Here is a 26,060-nt window from a genome sequence, read left to right on the forward strand (position 1 = left end):
ACCCCTGCGGCCGACTCTCTGATAAGCCATAGTGAAGAACAGCAGGCATTGCGCGCCGACCTCTACCGGCTGCTGGCGCGGCTGTTGCGCGCGGCGCCGGATGCGGAACTGATCGACTTTCTGGCCGAACTCGACCATGACGCCATCAGCCTGCCCGGGGCCGCCGAGCAGCAACTGCCGCGCGCGCTGGCGTCGCTGTCATTGGCCGCCCGCGTCAGCGACTCGCGCCGGCTGGAAGACGACTTCTTCCAGAGCCTGGTAGGCGTGGTGCAGGGCGAGGTAGTGCCCTACGCCAGCTGGTACCTCACCGGCTCGCTGATGGAAATGCCGCTGGTCGCCCTGCGCCAGGACCTGAAACGCCTCGGCTTCGAACGCCAGAGCGATGTGCATGAGCCCGAGGATCATCTCGGCGCACTGTGCGAAGTGATGGCCATGCTGATCGATGAGGTGCCCGGCGAGCAGGTCAATTTCTTCCGCCGCCATTTGGCCAGCTGGGGCGAGCGCTGCTGCGCCGACCTCGCGGGACGCGAGAGCCCCTTCTATGCCGCCGTCGGCTACCTGGGGCAGGCCTTCCTGCGGGCAGAGCGCCTGAACCTCGGTGACTCGATCCCGCTGCATGCGGCAACCGAAAACAGGTCTGGCGAGCAGGTGACGGCCGAGGCCGTCCAGCTCGTCACGCCAGCCAGTGTGGCGCCCGACGCAAGACACTGATGTCACGCATGACGTGAAGCAACATTCGAGACTGCAACGCTATCCATCTCGCATCACCCAGCAGCATTGCCGACAGGAGATCAGCATGAAGACTGATGACGCAAAAGACAGCCATAACCAGGCGCGCCAGGGGCGCCGCAAATTCCTGCGCGTATTGGGCGCCAGCACCGTAGGGGTAGCCGCAGCAGGGTCATTAGCCGGTGCCGTGATTCCGGACCAGGCCGCGCCAGAGGCACCCGCCAAGGACAAGGGCACTGACAATTATCGCGAGAGTGATCACGTCAAGGCCTTCTACGCCACGCTGCGTGACTGAATGCTAGACAGACAGTGTCCCGAGCCAGCGCCATGCGCGCGGCCAGCGGCCTGAACAACGGGCAGCGCGGAGAGGTTTCCGCCCGCCATCGACAGTGACAAGTCGGCACGGATCAGGACTGCCCCTGATCTGAAAGACCGCCGCTCCCGACATTGCCCCCTGACCCGCTCACGCGGCCCGGGCAATGATTCGGGTGACGAGGAGAGATGATGTCATGCGACTGACCCCCACCCCCTCTGCCAAAGAGACCTCAGGACTCGGTATCAACCGCCGCCAGTTCCTGAAACGCAGCGGTGTCGCCACCGGCGGCCTTGCCGCCGCGAGCTTCATGGCCGCCCCGATGATGAAACGCGCCGAAGCCAAGACCGAAGTGTCTGATGCGCCGGTCGAGACGAAGCGCACCATCTGCTCACACTGCTCCGTGGGCTGCGGCGTCTATGCCGAGGTCCAGGAAGGTGTCTGGACCAAGCAGGAACCCGCCTTCGATCACCCCTTCAACCGTGGCGCACACTGCGCCAAGGGCGCATCCCTGCGTGAGCATGGTCACTCTGACCGTCGCCTCAAGTACCCGATGAAGCTCGAAGGTGGCAAGTGGAAGAAGCTCTCCTGGGAGCAGGCCATCGAGGAAGTCGGCGACAAGGTGCTCGAGCTCACCAAGGAGCACGGCCCCGATAGCATCTACTGGCTGGGCTCGGCCAAGTTCAGCAATGAACAGGCCTACCTGATGCGCAAGTTCGCGGCCCTGTTCGGCACTAACAACGTCGATCACCAGGCGCGTATCTGCCACTCCACCACGGTTGCCGGTGTCGCGAACACCTGGGGCTACGGGGCGATGACCAACTCCTTCAACGACATGCACAACTGTCGTTCGATCCTGTTCATCGGTTCCAACCCGTCCGAAGCGCACCCGGTGGCCATGCAGCACATCCTGCTGGCCAAGGAGCGCTCCAACGCCGAGATCATCGTCGTCGACCCGCGCTTCACGCGGACCGCCGCCAAGGCCAACAAGTACGTGCGCCTGCGTCCGGGCACCGATGTCGCCTACATCTGGGGCCTGCTGTGGCACATCTTCGAGAACGGCTGGGAAGATGAGGCCTACATCCAGCAGCGTGTCTACGGCATGGATGAAGTGCGTGCCGAAGTCGCCAAGTTCCCGCCGGCGGAAGTCGAGCGCATCACCGGCGTAGCCGAGGCCGACATGCTCGACGTCGCGCGCCGCCTGTCCCAGAACCGTCCGGGCAGCGTCGTGTGGTGCATGGGCGGCACCCAGCACACCACCGGCAACAACAACACCCGCGCCTACTGCATCCTGGAACTGGCGCTGGGCAACATCGGCAAGTCCGGTGGCGGCGCCAACATCTTCCGTGGCCACGACAACGTCCAGGGCGCCACGGATCTGGGCCTGATGTCCCACTCCCTGCCGGGCTACTACGGCCTCTCAGAAGGCGCGTGGAAGCACTGGTCCAAGGTCTGGAACGTCGACTTCGAGTGGATCCAGAACCGCTACGACCAGACCGAATATCACGACGGCAAGCCGATGCACACCAACGGCATCACCGTCTCGCGCTGGGTCGATGGCGTGCTCGAGAACCCGGACCGTATCTCCCAGCGGACCGCACTCAAGGCGATGTTCTACTGGGGCCATGCCGTCAACTCCCAGACCCGCGGGCCGGAGATGAAGAAGGCGATGGCCAAACTGGACATGATGGTGGTGGTCGACCCCTACCCGACCATCGCCGCCGTCATGCACGACCGTACCGACGGCGTCTACCTGCTGCCGGCCGCGACCCAGTTCGAGACCACCGGCAGCGTGACCAACTCAAGCCGCTCCCTACAGTGGCGCGATCAGGTCATCGAGCCGATGTTCGAGTCCAAGCCTGACCACGAGATCATGTACCTGCTGTCTCGCAAGCTGGGCTTCGCCGACGAGTTGTTCCGCAACATCAAGGTCGAGGGCAGCGTGCCTGTCGTCGAGGACATCACGCGCGAGTTCAATGCCGGCATGTGGACAGTGGGTTACACCGCCCAGAGCCCTGAGCGCCTGAAGGCACACCAGCAGAACTGGCACACCTTCGACTTCGAGACGCTCAAGGCCCGTGGCGGTCCGGCCAATGGCGACTTCTACGGCCTGCCGTGGCCGTGCTGGGGCACGCCGGAAATGGGTCACCCGGGCTCTCCCATCCTGTATGACACCTCCAAGACGGTGGCCGAGGGCGGCGGCAACTTCCGCGCGCGTTACGGCGTGGAGCACAACGGCACCAACATCCTCGCGGAAGGCTCCTGGTCCAAGGGCGCCGAGATCGAGGATGGCTATCCGGAGTTCACCGACAAGCTGCTCAAGCAGCTGGGCTGGTGGGATGACCTGACGGCCGAGGAAAAGCAGGCGGCGGAAGGCAAGAACTGGAAGACCGATCTCTCCGGCGGCATCCAGCGCGTGTGCATCAAGCATGGCTGCATGCCGTATGGCAACGCCAAGGCGCGTGCCCTGGTCTGGACCTTCCCGGACCCGATCCCCAAGCACCGCGAGCCGCTGTACACCGCGCGTCGCGACCTGGTGAAGGACTACCCGACCTGGCCGGATTCCGAGTCCATCTATCGCCTGCCGACACTCTACGCCTCCATCCAGGAGAAGGACGTCAGCGCCAAGTACCCGATCACCCTGACCTCGGGCCGCCTGGTGGAATACGAAGGGGGTGGCGAAGAGACACGCTCCATTCCGTGGCTGGCCGAGCTGCAGCAGGAGATGTTCGTCGAGATCAATCCGGCTCTGGCCAATGACCAGGGCATCAAGGACGGCGACATGGTGTGGGTCGAGGGCGCCGAGGGCGGCCGCGTCAAGGTGATGGCGATGGTCACCGAGCGTGTCGGTCCGGATGTCGTCTTCATGCCCTTCCACTTCGGTGGGCATTACGAAGGCGAATCCCTCGAGTCCCGCTATCCGGAAGGCACCGTGCCCTATGTGCTCGGTGAATCGGCCAATACCGCGACCACCTACGGCTACGACCCCGTGACCCTGATGCAGGAAACCAAGGTCACCTTGTGCCGCGTCAGCCTTGCCTGACTCGAGTGACGGCCGCGTCCGAGTGACGCGGCCCGGACGCAGCGCAAGACACGATCGGACGTATCCGTTACCAGAATCATCCGGCCTGTTGACCGAGGAACCCGGCGACAGGCCGTGAAGGAGAAGCACCATGGCCCAGATGAAATTTTTGTGTGATGCAGAGCGCTGCATCGAGTGCAATGGCTGCGTGACAGCCTGCAAGAACGCCAACGAGACCGAGTGGGGCGTTCAGCGCCGCCGCGTGGTGACCCTGGACGACGGCAAGCCGAGTGAAGTCTCCATCTCGGTGGCGTGCATGCATTGCGATGACGCGCCGTGCATGGCGGTCTGCCCCACCGACTGCTTCTACAAGACCGATGACGGCATCGTGCTGCACGACAAGGACATCTGCATCGGCTGCGGCTACTGCCTGTACGCCTGCCCGTTCGGCGCCCCGCAGTTCCCGCAGCAAGGCGCCTTCGGCGAGCGCGGCAAGATGGACAAGTGCACCTTCTGCGCCGGTGGCCCGGCCGAGAGCCCGGAAGAAGAGTTCGAGAAGTACGGTGCCAACCGCATCAGCGAAGGCAAGCTGCCGCTGTGCGCCGAGATGTGCTCCACCAAGGCCCTGCTGGCCGGCGATGCCGAGACCGTCTCCGACATCTTCCGTCAGCGTGTGGTCTATCGGGGCCATGAAGACGGCGCCTGGTCGCCGGTCGACAAGGCCAGCCATCCGGAAACCTCTGCCAACCTGACCACCAGCAGCGTTCAGCAGGCGGACCACCTGGCCTACGACGCAGCCCGCAAGGGGTAAGGAGGCGACATGCGCGCGCACTTTACAGCTTCACGGTTGACCGTGGTCGCCATGTTCCTGTGCCTGATGCTGGCCAGTCTCTGGCTGGCTCCTCAGGCACTGGCCGCGAACCCTGACGGCGAGATCGGTCAGGCGGTCGGCACGGTGGACGCCGATACCTGGCGGCAGGTCAAGAATGGGGGCAACTCCATAGACAGCCGACATGACTCCAACTACAGCCTGATCAACCAGAGCGGCGAGACCTGGCGTCAGATCCGCAATCGCTGGATCTCACCGGGCGGCCTGATCGCACTGGGTGGCATGCTGGCCGTGCTGGTGATCTTCTACCTGCTGGTGGGACGCAACAATCTGGACCATCCGCGCAGCGGCAAGCTGATGCTGCGCTGGACGGCACTGGAGCGCGCCATGCACTGGACGCTGGCGACGCTGTTCCTGACGCTGGCCATCACCGGCATCAATCTGCTGTGGGGCAAGTTCGTGTTCCGCAATGTATTCGGGGATGTGTTCTGGGCCAACATGATCATGGCGACCAAGGTGATCCACAACTATGTGGGGCCCCTGTTCTCGATCATGCTGATCCTGGTGCTGGCCAAGTGGCTGAAGCTCAATCTTCCCAAAAAGCATGACCTTGACTGGTTCCGTCAGGGTGGCGGCATGATGAAGGGCAAGCATCCGGACGCCGGCTTCGCCAATGGTGGAGAAAAGGCCTGGTACTGGATTCTGGCGACGGTCGGCCTGGTAGTGATTGCCAGCGGGCTGGTACTGGACTTCCCGATCTTCGGCCAGACGCGTGACAACATGCAGTGGGCCAATGTCTTCCACGGCATCGCCTCGCTGATGCTGATCGCGGTGTCCTTCGGCCACATCTATATCGGCACCGCTGGTACCGAGGGTGCCTTCGAGGGCATGAAGACCGGTTACGTCGATGAGACTTGGGCCAAGCAGCACCACAATCTGTGGTACGACGAGGTCAAGCAGGCCGAAGCGGCAGACCCGGCAGCAGACCCCGCCACGGCACCTGACGATAGTCTGGCACGTCAGCAACGTCCGAATTAGCGCGGCGTCAGACATCCGCTGGATGAGTGAAGATACGCCCGGTCAGGTTCGCCTGCCGGGCGTTTTCGCTTGCCAGCGCCTGCTCTCTCGCTTGCCCGCGCACACTCTTTCGCGACTCTGCCACCCACTGGCGTTCCACCGGCCAACCCGCCTGCCAATCCGTCTGCCAAACCACAGACCAAACCACAGGCGTGCAGCACTGGTTCACAGCTCTGCATTAGTTGCGTAAAGTTTCAGATATCCCGCCTGGGCCCACCAGGCACCCCGACAGCATGAAGGCTGGCGCTTGGCTGCGCCTTCTCAGGAGAATTCGATGAGCGACCCGACCCCTCAAGCCGTACAAGACCTGAGCCAACTGGACGAACAGACCCGCACCGAGCTGGAAGCGGCCGCGTTCCGTCGTCTGCTCAAGCATCTGGATGACAACAAGGATGTCCAGAATATCGATCTGATGATCCTCGCCGACTTCTGCCGCAACTGCCTGTCCAAGTGGCTGATGGCCGCTGGCGAGGAGCGCGGCGTGAGCTTCGATTACGATGCGGCGCGCGAGCATGTCTACGGCATGCCCTATTCCGAGTGGAAGACACATCACCAGGCCAAGGCGACACCTGAGCAGCTGGCAGCGCTCGAGGCACGTCAACAAGGCAAGAAGGACTGATCATGAGCGGCAATGACGAACAGATCGGCCTCACCATCGCGGTATTGACCGTCTCGGATACACGCACCGCAGAGAATGACCGCTCCGGCGACGCCCTGGTCGACAACCTGACGGCGGCTGGCCACAGCCTGCATGAAAAGCGCATCGTGCCCGATGACGTCTACCAACTGCGCGCCGTGGTCAGCGAGTGGATCGCGGACCCGGCCGTGCAGGTCATCCTGACGACGGGCGGCACAGGCTTCACCGGGCGTGATTCCACACCGGAAGCCATTCGCGTGCTGCTCGACAAGGAAATCCAGGGCTTCGGCGAACTCTTCCGTCAGCTTTCACACCAGGAAGTCGGCAGCTCGACGATCCAGAGCCGCTGTCTGGGAGGGCTGGCCAACCGTACCGTGGTGTTCTGTCTGCCCGGCTCCACCGGCGCCTGCAAGACGGCCTGGAACGGCATCCTCAAGGAGCAGCTCGACAGCCGTCACCGCCCCTGCAACTTCGCCAACCTGGTGATTCCGGAGCGCGGAACCCATGCCCACTGACGCCAGTAAAGACCCGCATTCCCAGCCGTCGCCTTCCGCGGCGGCAGAATGTGGCTGCGACGCCGTGCCTGCCGGCGCCAAGGGGCTGGCGCCCCTGGCCAGTGCACTCGCAGCGCTACGTGACAGCTGCCCGCTGATGCCAGCCGAGCGCGTGGCAGTCAGTGACGCCGCCGGACGTGTGCTCGCCGAGGACGTGCATGCCGAGCTTGACGTGCCGCCTGCCGACAACTCCCAGATGGATGGTTACTGCGCCCGGGTGGCGGACATCGGTGACGGTGCCTGGCTGCCGATCAGTCAGCGTATCGCGGCAGGCCAGCCTGCCACGCCGCTGGCCGTGGCGAGTTGTGCGCGCCTGTTCACCGGAGCGGAAATCCCAGACGGCGGTGACGTGGTGGTCATGCAGGAAGAGGTGACACTGCGTGAAGGCGAAGGTGGCACCACTCTGGCCTGGCTGCCCGGGCCTCGCACCCGCGGCGACAACATTCGCGTTCAAGGCCGGGATGTCAGCAAGGGCAATCGATTGCTCGCGGCGGGCACACGACTGGACGCTGCCGCGCTGGGCCTGCTGTGTGGCCAGGGGGCAAGTCACGTGCTGGTGCGCCGCAAGGTACGAGTGGCCTTGTTCGCGACCGGCGATGAACTGATCGAACCCGGCCAGCCGCTCAAGCCCGGCCAGATCTACAATTCCAATCGCGTGATGCTCAGCCAGATGCTCAGCAACTTCGGGGCTGAGGTGGTGCTGGCGCCACTCAATGTGGCCGATACCTTCGAGGCCACCCGTGATGCTCTCGCTTCGGCGGCGCAACAGGCTGACCTGATCGTCACCTGCGGTGGGGTCAGCGTCGGCGAGGAAGACCACGTCCGCCCCGCCATCGAGGCGCTCGGCAGTCTGGATCTGTGGCGCCTGGCCATCAAACCGGGTAAACCGCTGGCGCTGGGGAGTATCAACAGCCCCCGGGGTGACACGGTGCGTGTCGTGGGCCTGCCGGGCAATCCGGTCTCCAGCTGGGTCGGTGGCTGGTTGTTCCTTCGTCCGCTACTGGGCGAGATGACCGACTGCTCTGCATTGCGCGAGCTGAAACGTCTCACGGTACGCGCGGCCTTCTCAGCCCGCACCGCCATCCGTCAGGACCATCTGCGTGTCACCTTGGCCACCGGCAGTGATGGACAGCTTGAGGCACATGCCTTCCCGGACCAGAACTCGGCGGTACTCTCCTCCTGCGCCGGTGCTCAGGCACTGGCCGTGATTCCGCCCCATGCACAGCTCAACCACGGCGACAGCGTGGAATGCCTGTGGCTCGAGCGCTGACACCGCTCCCCCCTCCCTGTTTTGACAACTGTCTTTACAACTGTCGTGACTACTGACGCGATAACTGTAACGACAACTGACGCTGGAATGCGACACCCTAGTGACACTCCAGCGTCATCTTGACCTCGCCCCTGAGTCCGGCACACTGACTGCCTTCATTCATCTGAGTTCTGACTGCCTACGGCGGCTCAGGACACTGATCGGTTACGGACTCTTGAGCAAGGACAACTCAATGCCAGCCTCTTCCTCGTCGCCCCACGCGCTGTTACGCCCACTTGCCATGGCTGTGCTGCTTGCCACCACGTCGTCATCCTTGCCGGCGCTCGCCGATGACATTGCCACGTCGCCTGCGCCGGGCACGTCGGTCACCGAATGGAGCTATGCGAGTGAATCCGCGGATGACACCAACGCCGGAGCCAATGGCCCCGAGCATTGGGGAGAGCTCACCCCGGGCTATGCCGAGTGCTCGGTCGGCAGCCAGCAGTCGCCGATCGATATCGACAGCCAGTCACGCACGCTGAATGAAGCGGGCCCGAAACTCGACTACCATTCGCCGCTGCTCGTCACGCGCGATACGGGCCACACCCTGCAGATCGAAGGGGCCAGCGGCAATACCATGACGCTGGATGGCACCCAGTACACCCTGTCGCAGGTGCACCTGCATGTGCCGTCAGAGCACGCCATCGACGGCAAGCGTGCCGCCATGGAAATCCATCTGGTGCACAGCACGCCGGAAGGCAAGCTGGCCGTGCTGGCCGTGCTGGTCGAGGAAGGGCATGACAACCTGGCTCTCAGCCGCCTGTTGAGCCGCCTGCCCCAGCGCGGCCTCTCCGAGACCCTGACAAGCGGCCTGTCTGCCAATCTGCTGCTGCCACGCGAACATGCTGGCTGGCAGTACTCCGGCTCGCTTACCACCCCGCCATGCTCTGAGCCCGTCACCTGGTTTGTCATGCAGACGCCGATCGAAGCCTCCCAGGCACAGATCGACGCCTACCATGAATGGCAAGGCGGAGAGAATGCCCGCCCCCTTCAGCGCTGATTGACAAAAGCACGTCTACTTAGGCCGGCTAGCGCAATACCAGCATGTCCGGCCACAACCGCGCGAAGCTGTCCTCGAGCATCGCGCGGTTATCCGCCAGCCAGGGCGTCATGTCCGCCAGCGGATTGGCGCCTGCATCCAGATTCCCCACTTTGTGCGTAAGCCTTCCATTGCGTGAATCACTTGTCTGGCAAGTATCACTTGTCTGGCGTAAGCGGCGCCTGGCCGTCATGCGCTCGCCGATGCTGGCAATGGTCGCGAGCGTGAACTCCAGCTCCTGATAACGCCTGAGTGCATCGCGCACCTGAATCCATTCGATGAGGCTCGACAGGCGTGACGGCACCTCCTCACGCGCCAGCAGGCGATAGAGGCGCTCGATATCGTCATCATGCATCTCGGCGGCCAGCAGGTGATCCCACATCATGTCGAAGGCGATGCCGGCGACACGTCGCGACGAAGGCGGCACCTGGGTCAACAACCAGCGTGTCTCGGGATGGGCGTCGATCACCGCGTCGCAGCGGCGGTGAAAACGGATGCCCGCCTCTACCTCCGGCGACCAGTCGCTCAGGTCACTGCCGCGCACGCCATCGGCAATCAGGTTGCCAAACAGGAAGTTATCGCTGCCCGCCAGACTCAGGCGTGCATGACCGAGAAAGTTCAAGTTGCTAGACTCCTGCTTTTGCGAATCCTGTCGCCGGTCTCATCTGGCGCGCCCTGGCTCTGCATACCCTGCTCCTGTTTCCCTACTCTACTGACTATCGAGATTCACGATGCCGTCCGCCTCCATGCCAGTCAAAGCGCCTATCGTGCGTGATATCGTCCTGATCGGCGGTGGGCACAGCCACGTCGGCGTGCTGATGCGCTTTGCCATGCAGCCAGAGCCCGGTGTCCGGCTGACCGTAATCTGTCGCGACACCGACACGCCCTATTCCGGCATGTTGCCGGGCTACGTCGCCGGTCATTATACGTTCGACGATGTGCATATCGACCTGCGCCGGCTGTGTCAGTTCGCCGGCGCCCGCTTCTATCGCGATCAGGTGATCGACATCGACCGCCGCGAGCGCCGCGTGATCTGCGCCGAGCGCCCGGCGGTGGACTACGACCTGCTGTCGATCAATATCGGCTCCACGCCTCGCCTGTCCCACATCGATGGTATCGGTGACCCTGAAGCCGCAGACGCCCCCGTGGTGGCGGTCAAGCCGATCAGCACCTTCCAGCAGCGCTGGCTGAGTCTGCTCGAGCGCGCCAGGAGCGCCGAGCGTCCGCTCGATATCGTGCTGGTCGGCGGCGGTGCCGGCGGTGTCGAACTGCTGCTGGCCATCCAGCAGCGCCTTGCCACCGAGTTGCCCGATGCGCTCGCGCCGAACCTGACGCTGATCACCCGCGGTCAGCGTCTGTTGCCCACCCATGCGCACACGGTCAGTGAGGCGCTTGCCACTACCCTGCACGAGCGCGGTATCCAGGTGCATTTCGGTGAGGAGATCACGGCCGTCGAACGCGCATCCTCGACCGCCCAGCGCCAGCTGATCAGTGCCAGCGGTGCCTGCCATCAGGCCGATGAGGCCATCTGGGTGACACGGGCCGGTGGTGCGCGCTGGCTGGAGAAGACCGGACTGAGCCTGGACGAGGATGGCTTCCTCAAGGTTCGCGATAGCCTGCAGACACTTGAGGATGACGCCATCTTCGCCGCGGGCGATATCGCACATCAGCTCAACCATCCCCGCGAGAAGGCCGGCGTGTTTGCCGTGCGCCAGGCCCGGCCGCTGGCCGACAATCTGCGACGGGCCGTGCGCGGCGAGCCACTCAAGGACCATGTGCCGCAGTCGCGCTGGCTGGCGCTGATCAGCACCGGGGATCGCGATGCCATCGCCTCACGCGGCAAGCTGGGGCTGGTCGCGCCGCGTCTGCGCCCGTGGCTGTGGCGCTGGAAGGACCATATCGACCGCCAGTTCATGGCTCGCTTCAATGAACTGCCCAGCATGCAGGACGCCGCGAATGCCGGCGACCTTTCCGGGTTGCACCAGCGCATCAGCGCTGCCTGGCAGGCACTCAGGGGACGCGTTGGCAAGCTGCATCCGCACCTGACAGCCGAGCTGGATGAGCAGGAGGCACACCAGGCCCTGTCCGCACTGGCGATGCGCTGCGGCGGCTGCGGGGCCAAGGTAGGCGCCAGCGTGCTGTCGCGAGCGCTGCAGAGTCTGGCCCCGCGCGAGAACCCGGACGTGCTGGTCGGGCTGCATGCCCCGGATGATGCCGCCATCGTGCGCGTGCCCGAAGGACAGGCGCTGGTGCACAGCGTCGACTTCTTCCGCGCCTTCATCGATGACCCCTATCTGTTCGGGCGCATCGCCGCCAATCACGCGCTGGGCGATCTCTACGCCATGGGCGCGACGCCGCATACGGCGACGGCGGTGGCCACGGTGCCACAGGGGGTCGAGCGCAAGGTCGAGCCGCTGGTACGCGAGCTGATGCAAGGCGCGACCGAGGTGCTCAACGAGGCGGGCTGCAGTCTGGTCGGCGGCCATACCGGCGAAGGTCAGGAGCTGGCACTGGGCTTCGCGCTCAATGGTCTGGTGGAGGAGAGCCTGGCCGGCGTCACCTGCAAGGGCGGCATGCAGCCGGGTGATGTGCTGTTGCTTACCAAGGCCATCGGCACCGGCACGCTGTTGGCAGCGCACGCACGCCTGGAAGCCCGCGGCCGCTGGATCGACGCCGCGCTGGACAGCATGCAGCAATCCAGTCAGCGCGCGGCGGATATTCTGAGCACGCATCAGGCGAGCGCCTCCACCGATGTCACCGGCTTCGGTCTGCTCGGCCATCTGGTCGAGATGACCCGCGCCAGCGGCGTGGATGCCGAGCTCGAGATCGATGCCCTGCCGGTGCTCGACGGCGCCGAGGACTGTGTCGCCCGCGGCGTGGTCAGCTCGCTGCAACCGGCCAATCTGCGCCTCAAGCGTGCCCTGAAGGACCAAGCCGGCGTCATCGATCATCCGCGCTATCCGCTGCTGTTCGATCCGCAGACGGCCGGTGGCCTGCTGGCCAGTGTGCCGCCCGGGGAAGCCGAGGCCTGTCTGGCCGCGCTCAAGGCCGCCGGCTATCACGCCAGCGCCATCATCGGGCGCATCACCCCCCAGGGCGATGCACTGGCGCCGATCAGCATCAAGCACTGAGCACGGTTAGAGGGTCACACGGTGAGCCAGCCAGTTGGCGGTCAATGACAACCGGCGACACCCAGCGATGCTTCACAAGCGTTGTGACATTAAGCGTTGTGACATTCAGATGCCAAGATGCCCGCCAGAGAATTCTCTGGCGGGCATCTTCATGACTGGCGACTCATGCGCGGGGCGTCTGGCAACAAGCCTCAGACTGACCGGCTACCTCAGGCTTCGGCTTCGCGCTTGAGCGCCTCGAAGGACTCCACGAACGCATCCATGGTCTCGGCGCAGTAATCCCGCAGCCCACTGACGACCAGCTTCTTGGAACCACTGCCGATGCACTGCTCGCCATCATGGATGCTGAACTCGAGCAGGGTATCGCCGCGCTTGCCGTTGACCTCGAGCGAGGACCCCACGAAGTCGAGGTGCAGGTCGGCGATATCCAGGCGCTCGAAACAGAAGCCCATGCTGTCGTAGATCACCAGCGGGCGGGCCGGGTTGAACATCACGCCCTTCTCCAGCATCAACGGCTGCAGGAAGTGCGGGAAGTTGCGCCCGGAGAAGGCGATATACTGGCGAGTGAAATTGGCGACCACTTCCTCGTCATGGGTGGTATCGCCGCTGCGCTCGACCGTCAGGTAGACCTTGCCGGCTTCATCGCGCACCAGCAGGGACACGCCATTCTCGTCGGGGGCGTCCAGCGCTTCGAAGATCAAGGGCACATCGTTGCCGACCATGCCGCAGAAACGGATGGTCATGCACTGCGACAGACCGAATTTCGCCAGCAACAGGGAGAACAGCAGGTCGCCGGGCACACAGAAGCGTCGCGCGTCCGGGTCATGAATGGGGTTGTAATCCCCCGCCATCTGCTTGGCGAAACGACTTGCCTGCTCGGCGGTGATCCGCACGCGGCCATCTTCGACCCGGTGAAACTGATCAAGAAACATGGACTGCCTTCCTGCCCTGCTTGAATGATGATCGATGGTCCGTCCTGAACCATCGCGGAAATGCCTCCGAGGGGAGGAATCGCGGTCGACGCGCTGTCACGCCTGCCCACCTGTCGTGTCATGAAGCTTTCAAGACATGCAGATGAAACGATTTTACCACTGGATGACAGTCAGGTGGTGACTCGTGACAGGCTTTGCAAGAGATTGCAGCGCGACAGATGGCCATATACTGTATATAACCCCATGCTTTCGGGCAAACTGCCGCACTGCCCGCCACTTCGACAGGTCGCCATGCAAGCCGCTCCCCTCGACAATCCGCGCTACTACCTGGCCAACTTCGACACCCTGATCGACTGGGTCTGCCAGTGTCACGCCGATCTGCTGACAGAGGCGGAGCGTGCCACGGTGGACGCCATCACTCGCCTGCCGGATGCCTCGCGGGCCTTGCTGGTGCGACTGCTGATGCGCAAGGGCGATCATTTCGAACGCTCGCAGCTGCATTATCCCGAGATCGGTGCGATCGAGGCCGCATGCCAGCCATTGATCACACCGCTCGCCGACAGTGCCACGCCTGACGGCCTGTGCCGCCACAATGCCGACCTGAGTCTGGACGAGATGCTGGCGCTGGTGACCTTGCCGCGCCTCCGGGCAGCCTTTGCCGAGCTGCCCAGAAGCACGCCCAAGCGCCGCATGCATGATGCCATCAGCGAGCTGCTGGGTGACGTCACGCCACGGCCACTGCCAGCCTGGTTGAACGACCCCGCAGCCGACACCTTGAGTGTCGGGCTGGGTGAGCTGTCGCGACGCCTGAGCCTGATGTTCTTCGGCAACCTGCGCCAGAATCTGTCGGACTTCGTACTCAGCGAGCTGGGCCTGCTGCGTTGCGAGACGGTCGCCCTGTCGCCGGCCTCTCGCGCCTTCACCCATCGCTGGGAGGTGGATCGCTATCTGGCGCTGGAGCAACTGCGTGAGGACTGGCAGCAAGCCAGCGAGCGGCTGGACCGCACGGCGAACGCTGAACTTGAGCGGCACTGGCAGCGCATTGTCGCGGCGCTGGATGCGACGGCGTCTGCAGCGGCAAACGAGCTCCACAGTGAGCCGTCCGCGACTCATCAGCTCACTGACGCTCATGCCACTGGCGGGCGTGCTATTGATGATCGTGCCAATGCCTGGCTGGCGCAGCGGCGTGACCGGCTGCGCTTCTCGCTGGCCCGCGACGCCGAGCGTCAGGGCTGGCATCAGGCGGCTGCCCGCCAGTACGCCTGTCTCGAGGATTCCGCATATGCCCCGCGTGCCATGCCGCGCCGGGTGAGAGCACTGGAGCTGTCGGGCGATATCAGCGCAGCTCACGCGCTGGCCAGCGAGCGGTTGGCGCGCGCCGAGATCACGCTGGACGAGCAGCTGGCACTCGAACGCGCCCTGCCGCGTCTGTGCCGTGGCCTCGGATTGCCCGCGCCCAGACGCGCCAGGGCGCCGACCACGCCACAGATCGCCCTCACGGTGCCCGACCTTGCCACCTCGGCGGCTGACGGTATCCACGGGGTCGAGCGCGCGGCCGCCCATGCGTTGGCCACGCCCGAGGCACCGGTCTTCTATGTCGAGAATGGCCTGATTCCCGCGCTCTTCACCCTGCTGTGCTGGGAGGTGCTGTTCGCCCCCTTGCCGGGGGCCTTCTTCCACGCCTTCCACACCGGCCCGGCGGACCTCTATCGCCCTGATTTCGTCAGCCGTCGCCAGGCCGCTTTCGAGGCCTGCTTCGCGCGCCTGAAGGACGAAAGCTACCGGACGGTGATCCGTGAACGCCATCAGCAGAAACAGGGCATTCAGGCACCCTTCGTGCACTGGGAGCTATTGAGCGAGGAACTGCTGAACCACGCACTGGACTGCATTCCGCCCGCGCATCTGGAAGCCTGTTTCCGCCACCTGCTGGCCAACCCTCGTGAACATCGCGCTGGCCTGCCGGACCTGATCCAGTTCTTCCCCGAGCACAGCAGCGACCGTTATCGGCTGATCGAGGTCAAGGCGCCCACCGACCGTCTGCAGGACAACCAGCGTCAATGGCTGGCCCTGTTCGCACGCCATGCGATTCCGGCGCTGGAATGTCGAGTCGAATGGCTGAGCGCGACCGAGGCCTCAGCGGACGAATGCTCCCGGCACAAGGCACCTCCTGCATCATGATCAAGGCGGACGAGACCCACGCTGAGCCCGCACGCTACCGGATCGCAGTACGCGAACTGTGTGCCTTTGCCGCGCGCGAGGGCGATCTGGACCTGCGCTTCACGCCATCGCCTACCGCCCAGCAGGGCATCCGTGGTCATCAGCGTATCGTGCGCCGACGCGGCAAGGACTATGAAAGCGAGATCTCGCTCAGCGGTGACATCGGCAATTTGACCATCCGTGGGCGCGCCGATGGCTATGATCCCAAGCGCAACTGCCTCGAGGAGATCAAGACCCATCGCGGCGACCTCTCCCGCCAGCCCGCGCACCATCGCGCCCTGCATTGGGCCCAGGCACGCGTCTACGGCGCACTGATGTGTCGCAGCCGGGACCTCGAAGGTATCACGCTCGCGCTGGTCTATCTGGACATCGCGGCGGATGCGCCCAGGGGCACCAAGAGCGAGCATGATGAGCAGAACGAGCAGACTGACCAGGCTGACCCCAAAAGCCGCAAGGCACAGCCTGATGAGCAGCGTCTGGAAGCCTGGTGGAGCCGTGAGGCGCTGGAGGCGGAGCTGGCACGTCTGGCGGCACGCTTCAGCGAGTTCGCCGCCAATGAGCTGGCCCATCGCAGTGCCCGCGACAGCGCGCTGAGCCGCCTGGCCTTTCCGTGGCCGAGCTGGCGCCCCGGTCAACGCCAACTGGCCGAGCATGCCTACAAGGCGGTGATGACCGGCCGCGAGCTGCTCGCCGAGGCGCCGACCGGTACCGGCAAGACCCTGGCCACGCTGTATCCGGCACTGCGCGCGATGCCCGCAAGCGGCACGGACAGACTCTTCTACCTCACCGCCCGCACCCCGGGCCGCGCGCTGGCACTCGACGCGCTGGCCACCTTGGCACCAGCCGCTGACGACAGCGAGGGGCAGAAAAAGACACCGGCGACACCGCTGCGCATTCTGGAACTGGGCGCGCGCAGCAAGACCTGCGAGCACCCGTCCCTCGCCTGTCATGGCGAGTCCTGCCCGCTGGCGCGCGGGTTCTATGATCGCCTGCCCGCGGCACGCGACGCCGCGCTCGCCGACCAACGCCCCCTGAATCTGGCGACGACACGCCGCCACGCCCTGGCCCACGACATCTGCCCCTACTTTCTCGCCCAGGAGCTCTCGCGCTGGGCGGATGTCATCATCGGCGACCATAACCACTACTTCGACAGTCATGCGCTGCTGTTCGCCCTGAGCCAGGCCAATGATTGGCGCACGGTGGTGCTGGTCGATGAGAGCCACAACCTCATCGAGCGCGCCCGCGGCATGTACAGCACCGAGCTCGACGCCCGCCAGTTCCACTTCCTGCTCAAGCAGTTGAGCCGCAAGGGCCATCCGGCCCCGCTGCGCTCGGCTTCACGCGCACTGGCTCGGCAATGGCGAGCGCTGGAGCAGCTCAAGCAGGGTGCTGACGGCGAGACACAGGCAAGCAAGGTCGATAGCAAGGACGCAGGCCACAAGGCGCAGCGCCTTGCACTGGAGGCGCTACCCGGCGACTTCCTCAAGGCCTTGAGCCAATGGACCGGCGCGATGGGCGACTGGTTGGCGGAGCCTGACAAGGCCGCAAACCCTGCTGCGGCCAGGCAACAGCCAGCGACAGCCACACAAGCCCCCGAACAGCTGGGCCTGATCGCAAGCGATGCCCCCTCTGCTGCTCCGAGTGCTACCGATACAGGCACTGCAACGACAGTCTCCGGCTCGGCCTCTTCCACGGCCAGGCGCCGCGTGGAACCCGATGTCGAGATGATGGAGGCCTACTTTGCGGCACTGACCCTGGCGCGACTCGCCGAAGGCTTTGGCGATCACTCGCTGTTCGAGGTCGAACTCTCCGCCACGCCCCCTGCGCGGCAGGCGTCGCTTGCCAGCGATTCAAGCTCGAGTTCCGGCGCAGCATCGGATGCAGGAACAGAAGCTGACGCGTCAGCCCGGCCACACAAGGCCCGCGGGCGCAGCGTGCGCCAGATCCAGCCGCGACTGCGCTGCGTCAGTCCGGCGCCGTGGCTGGCACCCCGCCTGCGCGCCAGTCACGCCATCCTGTTGTTCTCGGCCACACTCAATCCACCGGCCTATCACCATCGCCTGCTGGGTCTGGCGGACGATGCCGTCTGGCTGAGTGTCGATTCCCCGTTCAGCGCGGCCCAGGTGCAGGTCAGTCGCCATCGGCTCTCGACACGCCTGCGGGATCGCGACGCCTCCTGCCGGCCGATCGCCGAGTTGATGGCGCGCCAATACCGGCAACGCCCGGGCAACTATCTGGCGTTCTTCTCGAGCTTCGCCTATCTGGAACAGGTCGCCAGCACCCTGCAACAGCTGGCGCCGGAGATTCCCCAATGGCGCCAGACCCGCGCCATGACGGAAGCGGAGCGCACCGGCTTCATTCAGCGCTTCACGCCCGAGGGACAAGGCATCGGCTTCGCGGTGCTGGGTGGCGCCTTCGGCGAAGGGATCGATCTGCCCGGCTCGCGTCTGATCGGGGCCTTCATCGCCACCCTCGGACTGGCCGGTTTCAGTCCCGAGAATGAAGCACTCAAGCAGCGTCTTGCCACGTGGCTCGACAACGACGCACAGCGGCGTAGCCAGCCGGAACAGGCTGAAGGCGACCCACACGACGATACGCGCGCACCGTACCCGGTCATCCAGCCCTTGAATGCCGATGACTGCACCTATCTGTACCCGGGGCTCACCAGAGTGGTGCAGGCTGCCGGCCGAGTGATTCGCAGCGAGCAGGATCAGGGCGTGATCCACTTGATCGATGACCGCTTCATGCGCCCGGAAGTCGCACGGTTGCTGCCACGCTGGTGGTCACCGACGAATTGATGCGGGCTGCAAGCGTGACGCCGCCACGATGCGCCGTGATGGCACAAAGCCTGCACATCAATGGAGATGTGATTGGGTCTTCATTTCGCACTTCATTTCGCTCTTGTCTTCGCTCTTCATTACGCTCTTGTCTTCGTTATCCACCCGCAAGGAAGCCGCACGATGCCAGACACCGACAATGCCCTGTGGGGCGATGAGTATCCGCGTGACCTGATCGGTTATGCCGACACGCCACCGCATGCCAACTGGCCGGGTGGCGCGAAGATCGCGGTCCAGTTCGTGCTCAACTACGAGGAAGGCAGCGAGAACTGCCTGCTGCACGGCGATAGCGAGAGCGAGAAGTTTCTCTCCGAGATCATCGGTGCCGAGGCCTACCCCGCGCGGCACATGAGCATGGAGTCGATCTACGAATATGGCTCGCGCAGTGGCGTGTGGCGGATTCTGGATGAATTCAAGCGCCGCGAGTTGCCGCTGACCGTCTTCGGCGTCGGCATGGCGCTGGCGCGCCATCCGGATCTGGTGGCGCGTTTCCTGGAGGATGGTCACGAGATCGCCAGTCATGGCTGGCGCTGGATTCATTATCAGCACATGGATGAGGCCCATGAGCGCGCCCACCTGGAACGCGCGGTGGAAAGCTATCGCGAGCTGGTCGGTCATGCGCCACAGGGCTGGTACACCGGGCGCGACAGCCCCAATACCCGCCGACTGGTGGTGGAACACGGCGGTTTCACCTACGACAGCGATTACTACGGCGATGACCTGCCGCTGTGGATGGAGGTGACTACCGCCAATGGTGAACAGGTGCCGCATCTCGTCGTGCCCTATACCCTGGACACCAATGACATGCGCTTCGCCAGCGCCCAGGGCTTCAATAGCGGCGAGGATTTCTTCCAGTACCTGCGCGATGCCTTTGATGTGCTCTATGCCGAGGGCGACACGGCGCCCAAGATGCTCTCCGTCGGGCTGCACTGTCGGATCGCCGGCCGCCCGGGACGCTTCGCGGCGCTGAAACGCTTCCTCGATTACATCCAGTCCCACGACAATGTATGGATCACGCGACGCATCGATATCGCCGAGCACTGGCAACGCGAGCATCCCTATACCCCCGCCAGCTGACGAACCATCACCTCAATCCCAAGTGCCAGCATCAGAAACGCCGCAGCCCTTTCGGGATGCGGCGTTTCTGTTCAACTCCAGACAATGTCTGCAATCGCACATGCAAGGCAGCGCTGGTCAGTTTTCCAACATGCAGATCAGTCTTCCAACATGCAGGTCAGTTTTCCAACATGCTGGCCAGTGCCAGCAGACTCTCATCACGTCCCGGCAGGCCCAGCAATGACACGCCCCAGGGCGGGGGCGCGGCTTCCTGTGGCAGACGTGCCGCCGAGTCGGCAAGCCACGGCAGACTCAGCTGCGGCGCACCGTTCAAGCCCGCCAGTGCGGTGAGTCCCATCAGGCGATGACGATAGGCCTCCATTACCTCAAGGCTTGCACCCAGCAGCGGTGAGGCGCCCGGCGTGGTGGGCAACATGAAGACCGCCTCGCTGGTAGCTTCGGCCTGGGCGTGAAGCGCGCGACTGCCAGCCTCCGCTGGTGCCTCGCTGCCTTCCTGATGACTGGCTGCCTGGCTGGCCGGCTGACTGGCTGCCAGCTGCTGGCGAAACCAGCGGCGAACGGTATCCGCCTTGGCTTCTGCTGCCTGCTCGTCGCTATCGCTGAGCGTCATGCACCATTTGAGACGCGCCGCGATATCCGGGTTGAGGCGCGGCCAGCGCGATTCGGGCCCCTGCTCCGGCGTACTCAACCACGCCTGGTGAGTACGCCGAATCTCGCAGCCCTGCAGAATCCGGAAGGCTTCACTGGCGCGCGCCATGAAGGTCTGACTCAGCATGCGCCGCTCGCACTGAAAGCCGAGTGACTCAAGGCGCCGAGACAGCGGCCCGAGCAGGCGCTGATAAGGCCCAGCGGCGAGCCCTTCCGGCACCAGCAGGATGATGCGCGCCGGCAGTCGAGTGGCTGTCGCCGCCGGCATCAGCACCTCACTGACCTGCGTCAGCGTCCCCAGATCCCGCGTCATCCAGCCGACGGTGTCGAAGCGCGGCGCCAGCGGCTTGAGCCCGGTCATGCTGATACGACCATGGGTCGGGCGCAGCCCATAAAGCCCGCAGTAACTGGACGGCACGCGGATGGAGCCGCCGGTATCGGTGCCCAGTCCGACCTCCGCCTCACCGCGCGCCACCGCCACCGCAGAGCCCACGCTCGAGCCGCCCGGCAACCTCAGCGGCGCGCGAGGGTTCTGCGGCGTGCCGAAATGCGCATTGGTGCCATTGAGGCTGTAGGCCAGCTCATCGGTGGTGGTACGGGCACGATAATCGGCCCCCGCCTGCTGAAGCGCGAGGACAGCAGGCGCCGTCTGCCGCTCGATGGGGGCGCTGGCCAGCAGGTCAGGGTTGCCCTGGCCGATGCGCTCGCCCTTGATCGCGAACAGGTCCTTGACCACCAGTCGCTGGCCATTCAGCGGGCCTTCTTCCTGCCACCCCTGACCCCGCGGCCCCGAGAAACGTGCCGGCGCTACATAGATACGCTTGTCCACTGGGAGCGACTCCTTTCGACTCATGATGTGGTCCACCGCTGCACGCTCAAGACGCTGCACTCATAGCACCGCGCCGAGGAACTGGCGCAGCTCTTCCGTGGCCGGATTGGCGAACAGTGTCGCGGGGTCGCCCGACTCATGCACACGCCCCTGGTGCATGAAGATCACGCGATCGCCCACATCACGGGCGAAATTCATCTCATGGGTGACCAGAATCAGCGTCATGCCCTCACGTTTGAGCTGTTCCAGCACCTTGAGCACATCGCCAACCAGTTCCGGGTCCAGAGCCGAGGTGATCTCATCGCACAGCAGCACCTTGGGGTGCATCGCCAGGGCGCGCGCGATCGCCACCCGCTGCTGCTGACCACCGGAGAGCTGACTCGGCCAGGCATCGAATTTCTCCCCCAGCCCGACCTTGGCCAGCATCTCGCGGGCCTCGCGCTCGGCGATATCGCGGGCGACACCCTTGACCAGCATCGGTGCCAGCATCACGTTCTCGCCGACGCGCTTGTGGGGAAACAGATTGAAGCTCTGGAACACCATGCCGACATCCTGCGCCAGGGCGGCGGCGTCCATCTCGCTACCGTCCAGCAGCTTGCCGGCGACATGAATGGCGCCGCCGTCATGCTGTTCAAGCTGATTGATACAGCGCAGCAAGGTGCTCTTGCCGGAACCGCTGCGCCCGATGATCGACACCACCTCACCCGGACGCACCTCGAGATCGATCCCCTTGAGGACCGCCACGTCACCGAAGGACTTGGTCAGCGCCGACAGGCTGACCAGCGGTGCCTTGGCGCTCTCGGTATCAAGGGCGCTGTCGGAGACGGGAGCGCTCTCGGTGACGGCGGCCTTCTCGGAGACAGCAGCGTCGGATGAGGCGCTATCCAGCGCAGAGACTTCAGCGAGCAGTGACATTGAGACGTGCCTCCAGGTGGCGAGCCAGCCGCGACAGCGGATAGCACATGGCGAAATACAGCAACGCGACCAGCGCGAAGACGGTGAAGGGTTCCAGGGTGGCGTTGTTGAGCATGGTGCCGGCCTTGGTCAGCTCGACGAAGCCGATCACCGAGGCAAGCGCGGTGCCCTTGATGATCTGCACCGAGAAGCCGACGGTCGGCGCGATGGCCATGCGCAGCGCCTGCGGCAGGATGATGTGACGCATGGTCTTCAGGTAGCCGAGCCCCAGCACCCGCGCCCCTTCCCACTGCCCCTTGGGCACCGCCTCGACACAGCCCCGCCAGATGTCATGCAGGAAGGCACTGCTGAACAGCGTCAGCGCCACGGCCGCCGCCGTCCAGGCCGAGACATCCAGCCCGAAGACCGCCACGCCGAAGAAGGCCAGGAACAGCTGCATCAACAGCGGCGTGCCCTGGAACAGCTCGGTATAGAGACGACAGAAGAGCGCCGCCCCCGGCCAGCGGGTCAGGCGCAGAAAGGTCAGCGCCAGCCCGACCAGACTGCCGCCGATGAAGGCGATCAGGGATAGCGCCAGTGTCCAGCGCGCCGCCAGCAACAGGTTGCGCAGAATGTCCCACAGCGTGAAGTCGATCATGAGTGGGCCTCTTTCAGGACATGGGAAGACAGACAGCTGCGCGGGGCGGGCGTCAGGTGGCGAAAGCCGAACAGGCGACGCCCGATGCGGTTGAGCAAGGCGCGCATCGCGATGGCCAACAGCAGGTACATGCCTGCCGTCACCACGTAGCTCTCGAAGCTCAGGAAGGTACGTGACTGGATGAAGTTGGCCGCGAAGGTCAGATCCGCCACGCTGATCTGGGAGACCACGGCGGAGCCCAGCATCACGATCACGCACTGGCTGGTCAGCGCCGGATACATGCGTTCCAGCGCCGGCATCAGCACCACATGGCGATAGCTCTGCCAGCGGGTAAGCCCCAGTGCCCGCCCGGCTTCCCACTGGCCGCGACCGGTGGCATCGACCCCGGCACGCAGGATTTCACTGCTGTAGGCCGCCAGGTTGAGTGTCATCGCGATCACAGCGGCCATCTCGGCACTGAGTGACAGTCCCAGCGCCGGCAGACCGAAGAAGATGAAGAACAGCTGGACGATGAAAGGCGTGTTGCGCAGCAGCTCCACCAGCATGCCCAGCAGCCGGCTGAAGATGCTGGTCGGCGCACGATGGCGCTGCCAGACACACATCACCGCGCCGAGTATCCCCAGCGTGGTGGTCAGCGCCGTCAGCCAGACCGTCGTCATCAGCCCGGCCATCAGGTCGGGCAAATACGGCAACAGGCGCGGGAAATCCGGGAGATAATTCATCGATCAAGCCTCACGGGCAAAGGGATCAGACGTGTGACGTCTCGAGTCAGGCATCCAGTGACGGCAGTGGCGCCTTGAACCAGATCTCGGAGAGCGTATTGAGCGTGCCATCCTCGATTCCCTGGGCGATCAGCTCATTCACGCGCGCCTTGAGCGCCGGCGTGTCATGCCGCATGCCCACATAGCAGGGAGAATTCTTGAGCGGCAGCACGCTGACCGGCACGCGGGCAGGATTGCGTTCGGCGATGGCGGCGGTGACGAGATTGCCGGTGGCGATCATCTCGACCTGGCCTGACAGAAATGCCGACAAGGTCGTGTTGTTGTCTTCGAAGCGCTTCACGGTGGTCGATTCCGGTGCCACCTTGCTGAGTTCCATGTTTTCCACCGAGCCACGTGTCACGCCGATGGTCTTCTCGCTCAGTCCTTGCGCGGAGTCCACCTCACTGCCCTTCTCGCCGAACACGCCGAGGAAGAACGGCGCATAGGCATCGGAGAAATCGATCGCCTTCTCACGCTCGGGATTCTTGCCCAGGCTCGAGACCACCAGATCGACCTTGCGGGTCTGCAGGTAAGGGATGCGATTGGCCGAGGTGACCGGCACCAGCTCAAGCTTCACGTCCATCTCGTCTGCCAGATAGCGCGCCATGTTGATATCGTAGCCACGCGGCTTGAGGTCCGGGCCGACCGAGCCGAAGGGCGGGAAGTCCTGTGGCACCGCCACTTTCAGCACCCCGCTATCGGTGATGTCACTCAGTGCATCCGCGTGTGCACTCAGGGCGGTGGACGCCAACGTGCCCCACAGGGCCAGCAATATTCCCTTGCGGACCCAGTTGCCAAGACGCTGCTTGTTGCCTGTCCGTGTGGCGCGCTGCTGGGCCTTGCTCTCGTGACGCTTGCTCATCGGTCGACTCCGGTATCCGTCAATGCCAGGCGCTGATGCGAGGACGACTCGTCATTCACCTGGTGCCTTGCGGCAGTGGATTGTTGTTGGTTGTTGTTGATCGTCTTGCCGAGTGTCTCGCCGAGTCAGGTCCATTGACTCCTTGTCGCATTCGTCTTCAGAACCTGACCAATGAAACGAGTGATTCCCTTATCAATCTTTGCAACAGGTGTGCCAAAGCACTTCCGCCAGGTGCTCAACAAGGTGATCGAGTTGCAGGCAGCGCAGAGTCACCAGCAGCTCACACGCCTGTGCATGGGCTTGCGAACGCACTTGAGCACGCGCCTCAGCACAGGATCGAGAACAGGCCTGAAAGCAAAACAGCGAGAAGAAATGAGTAGCTACGATAAGAAGAGACACACGCCTGCGGGAGGCGAAATCGCGGATGACGCCCTCGCCTGGCGGCGAGATCAGGGCGCCGACATCAGCGACATGGCAGCAGATGGTGCAGTCAGGGAGGCATATGCGCCCTGCGGGTGCGCAGAGCGCGCCGGGTCGAATCGGGCCGCCGCACAGATCAGAAGCAAGACTGGCGGCCCACAGGGAGATAGATAGAGAGGAAGGAAAGGCAGGAGCACTTCAAGCTGGACGATCAGCCGTCGCCCAGTTCCTCCAGCGCATCGAAGGTATCCGTCACGCGGCGTATCTGACTGCGCCCGCCGACGAGGTCGTCATGCAGCAGGCGCGTGGCCAGCAGATTGATCTGGCTCATGGCTGCGGCGTAGCTGTCGAAGGCGCTGACGCTGTCCAACGGGCAGCGCAGGACATGCTCGATACCGGCGGGGATGGTGCTCAGGCTGTCATCGCAGACCAGCAGCACCGTACATGGCGCCTGCCCCAGCCATTCAAGCAATCGTGCCAGCCCATGCGGTCGCCGGCGCATGGCGAATACCACCACGGCGTCATCGACGCCCAGGCGTGCGATCTCCTCGCCGAGTGATTGGCCGGGTTGCGGCAACACCGCCACCTGCTCGCGCAACTGCAGCAACTGCTGGCGCAGGTGCAGCGCGAGTGGATAAGCATTGCGAAAGCCGATGATCTGCAGCCGCTCGGCCTTGGCCAGAGCGCCGCTCAAGGCCTCCATATCGAGCATGTCCAGCGCCGCCAGTGCCTGACGCAGGTTGCGACACTCCTGCTCATAGTGGCGCTGGTGATGGTCTGCCGTCGGCGCTGCCGCCACCGGCACACCCGAATGACGCAGACTACGCGCCTGGTCCCGCGCCTCACGGAAGTCCTGATAGCCAAGACGGCGGAACAGGCGGCTGACCGTCGCCTTGGAGACGTCGGTCAGGCGTGACAGTTCCGCGGCGTTGTATAGCGCCAGTTCATCCTGATGCGCGAGCAGAAAGCGCGCGATGCGCTGCTCATTCGGTGTGAGCTCCTCAAGCGAACGGGTCAGACGCTGATGCAGGCTCAGGCTCCTGGTGCCCTGGCTTGCGGCATGGCGAGCGAGACTGGTAGCAAGATTGACGCTGGCATCGGCATCGGGGGCAGGCGCTTCCCCATCCGGGTGCACTGCCCGGGATTTACCGGACACGTCATCCTCGGGGGGCGCGCTGTGATCTATGGGCGCTCGTGGCATGAAGACACACTCCTGAAAAGATTCTGCGTGAGCGCAGAGCAACGATTGCATCAACGATTGCATCAAGACAGTGCAAAGCCTGGG

Annotated in this window: 21 protein-coding genes; 13 read left to right on the plus strand and 8 right to left on the minus strand. The window is 64.3% G+C overall.

Features of this window, described 5'->3' with window-relative positions:
* The first annotated feature begins 48 nt into the window (after positions 1-48).
* The 9 genes from MKZ40_RS09180 to MKZ40_RS09220 all read left to right on the plus strand — a co-directional run bounded on the left by MKZ40_RS09180 (position 49) and on the right by MKZ40_RS09220 (position 9,470).
* Positions 49-711: a molecular chaperone TorD family protein gene (locus MKZ40_RS09180; protein ID WP_254627004.1), complete on the plus strand. Its 663-nt coding sequence runs from the start codon at positions 49-51 to the stop codon at positions 709-711.
* A gap of 85 nt (positions 712-796) precedes the next feature.
* A complete protein-coding gene (locus MKZ40_RS09185) occupies positions 797-1,024 on the plus strand; it encodes a twin-arginine translocation pathway signal (protein WP_175088725.1) in 228 nt (75 codons plus the stop codon).
* A 214-nt stretch (positions 1,025-1,238) separates the two neighbouring features.
* Positions 1,239-4,085, plus strand: a complete 2,847-nt coding sequence (locus MKZ40_RS09190) for a molybdopterin-dependent oxidoreductase (RefSeq protein ID WP_082388779.1) — start codon at positions 1,239-1,241, stop codon at positions 4,083-4,085.
* Positions 4,086-4,215: 130 nt separating this feature from the next.
* The gene (fdh3B, locus tag MKZ40_RS09195; protein WP_043333544.1) at positions 4,216-4,875 is read left to right on the plus strand and encodes a formate dehydrogenase FDH3 subunit beta; all 660 of its coding nucleotides are present in this window, start codon (positions 4,216-4,218) and stop codon (positions 4,873-4,875) included.
* Positions 4,876-4,926: 51 nt separating this feature from the next.
* Entirely contained in the window at positions 4,927-5,931 is a 1,005-nt protein-coding gene (locus tag MKZ40_RS09200) for a formate dehydrogenase subunit gamma (RefSeq protein ID WP_225348130.1), read from the plus strand.
* Positions 5,932-6,244: 313 nt separating this feature from the next.
* Entirely contained in the window at positions 6,245-6,589 is a 345-nt protein-coding gene (locus tag MKZ40_RS09205; RefSeq protein ID WP_054556717.1) for a DUF1244 domain-containing protein, read from the plus strand.
* A gap of 2 nt (positions 6,590-6,591) precedes the next feature.
* Positions 6,592-7,122 (plus strand): molybdenum cofactor biosynthesis protein B, encoded by a 531-nt coding sequence (gene moaB, locus MKZ40_RS09210; RefSeq protein ID WP_054556718.1) that lies wholly within the window; start codon positions 6,592-6,594, stop codon positions 7,120-7,122.
* Positions 7,112-8,431: a gephyrin-like molybdotransferase Glp gene (gene glp / locus MKZ40_RS09215; protein ID WP_153635722.1), complete on the plus strand. Its 1,320-nt coding sequence runs from the start codon at positions 7,112-7,114 to the stop codon at positions 8,429-8,431. The genes moaB and glp overlap by 11 nt, the downstream gene beginning before the upstream one ends.
* Positions 8,432-8,663: 232 nt before the next feature.
* The gene (locus tag MKZ40_RS09220; protein ID WP_153635721.1) at positions 8,664-9,470 is read left to right on the plus strand and encodes a carbonic anhydrase family protein; all 807 of its coding nucleotides are present in this window, start codon (positions 8,664-8,666) and stop codon (positions 9,468-9,470) included.
* Positions 9,471-9,498: 28 nt separating this feature from the next.
* Here MKZ40_RS09220 and MKZ40_RS09225 read toward each other — a convergent pair whose 3' ends face one another.
* Positions 9,499-10,131, minus strand: coding sequence for an ACP phosphodiesterase (locus MKZ40_RS09225; RefSeq protein ID WP_175088724.1), 633 nt, complete (start codon positions 10,129-10,131; stop codon positions 9,499-9,501).
* Between the two features lie 145 nt (positions 10,132-10,276).
* Between MKZ40_RS09225 and selD the strand changes: the two genes are divergently transcribed.
* Entirely contained in the window at positions 10,277-12,640 is a 2,364-nt protein-coding gene (gene selD, locus MKZ40_RS09230) for a selenide, water dikinase SelD (protein WP_197738735.1), read from the plus strand.
* Between the two features lie 209 nt (positions 12,641-12,849).
* Here the strand turns inward: selD and MKZ40_RS09235 are convergent, their stop codons facing one another.
* Entirely contained in the window at positions 12,850-13,572 is a 723-nt protein-coding gene (locus MKZ40_RS09235) for a DUF3581 family protein (protein ID WP_054556084.1), read from the minus strand.
* A 291-nt stretch (positions 13,573-13,863) separates the two neighbouring features.
* Between MKZ40_RS09235 and MKZ40_RS09240 the strand changes: the two genes are divergently transcribed.
* The 3 genes from MKZ40_RS09240 to puuE all read left to right on the plus strand — a co-directional run bounded on the left by MKZ40_RS09240 (position 13,864) and on the right by puuE (position 19,703).
* Complete coding sequence (locus tag MKZ40_RS09240) at positions 13,864-15,750, plus strand: VRR-NUC domain-containing protein (protein ID WP_175088723.1); 1,887 nt, start codon at positions 13,864-13,866, stop codon at positions 15,748-15,750.
* Positions 15,747-18,587, plus strand: a complete 2,841-nt coding sequence (locus tag MKZ40_RS09245) for a helicase C-terminal domain-containing protein (protein WP_254627003.1) — start codon at positions 15,747-15,749, stop codon at positions 18,585-18,587. Before MKZ40_RS09240 ends, MKZ40_RS09245 begins: the two co-directional genes overlap by 4 nt.
* A 162-nt stretch (positions 18,588-18,749) precedes the next feature.
* Positions 18,750-19,703, plus strand: a complete 954-nt coding sequence (gene puuE / locus MKZ40_RS09250) for an allantoinase PuuE (protein WP_175088722.1) — start codon at positions 18,750-18,752, stop codon at positions 19,701-19,703.
* Positions 19,704-19,860: 157 nt separating this feature from the next.
* On the opposite strand, the gene MKZ40_RS09255 is transcribed toward puuE, so the two are convergent.
* From MKZ40_RS09255 to MKZ40_RS09280, 6 genes are all read right to left on the minus strand, one after another.
* Positions 19,861-21,180 (minus strand): amidase family protein, encoded by a 1,320-nt coding sequence (locus MKZ40_RS09255; protein ID WP_172978660.1) that lies wholly within the window; start codon positions 21,178-21,180, stop codon positions 19,861-19,863.
* Between the two features lie 60 nt (positions 21,181-21,240).
* Positions 21,241-22,095 carry an amino acid ABC transporter ATP-binding protein gene (locus MKZ40_RS09260; protein WP_153635716.1) on the minus strand — a complete coding sequence of 285 codons (855 nt, stop codon included), beginning with the start codon at positions 22,093-22,095 and terminating at the stop codon, positions 21,241-21,243.
* Positions 22,079-22,732: an amino acid ABC transporter permease gene (locus MKZ40_RS09265; RefSeq protein WP_077376658.1), complete on the minus strand. Its 654-nt coding sequence runs from the start codon at positions 22,730-22,732 to the stop codon at positions 22,079-22,081. Before MKZ40_RS09265 ends, MKZ40_RS09260 begins: the two co-directional genes overlap by 17 nt.
* Positions 22,729-23,454, minus strand: a complete 726-nt coding sequence (locus tag MKZ40_RS09270; RefSeq protein WP_153635714.1) for an amino acid ABC transporter permease — start codon at positions 23,452-23,454, stop codon at positions 22,729-22,731. Before MKZ40_RS09270 ends, MKZ40_RS09265 begins: the two co-directional genes overlap by 4 nt.
* 46 nt (positions 23,455-23,500) lie before the next feature.
* Positions 23,501-24,355, minus strand: a complete 855-nt coding sequence (locus tag MKZ40_RS09275) for a transporter substrate-binding domain-containing protein (protein ID WP_175088721.1) — start codon at positions 24,353-24,355, stop codon at positions 23,501-23,503.
* Between the two features lie 631 nt (positions 24,356-24,986).
* Positions 24,987-25,976, minus strand: coding sequence for a MurR/RpiR family transcriptional regulator (locus tag MKZ40_RS09280; RefSeq protein ID WP_175088720.1), 990 nt, complete (start codon positions 25,974-25,976; stop codon positions 24,987-24,989).
* Between the last annotated feature and the right edge of the window lie 84 nt (positions 25,977-26,060).

This window comes from Cobetia sp. BMC6 (assembly GCF_029991385.1).
Classification (GTDB): Bacteria; Pseudomonadota; Gammaproteobacteria; order Pseudomonadales; family Halomonadaceae; genus Cobetia.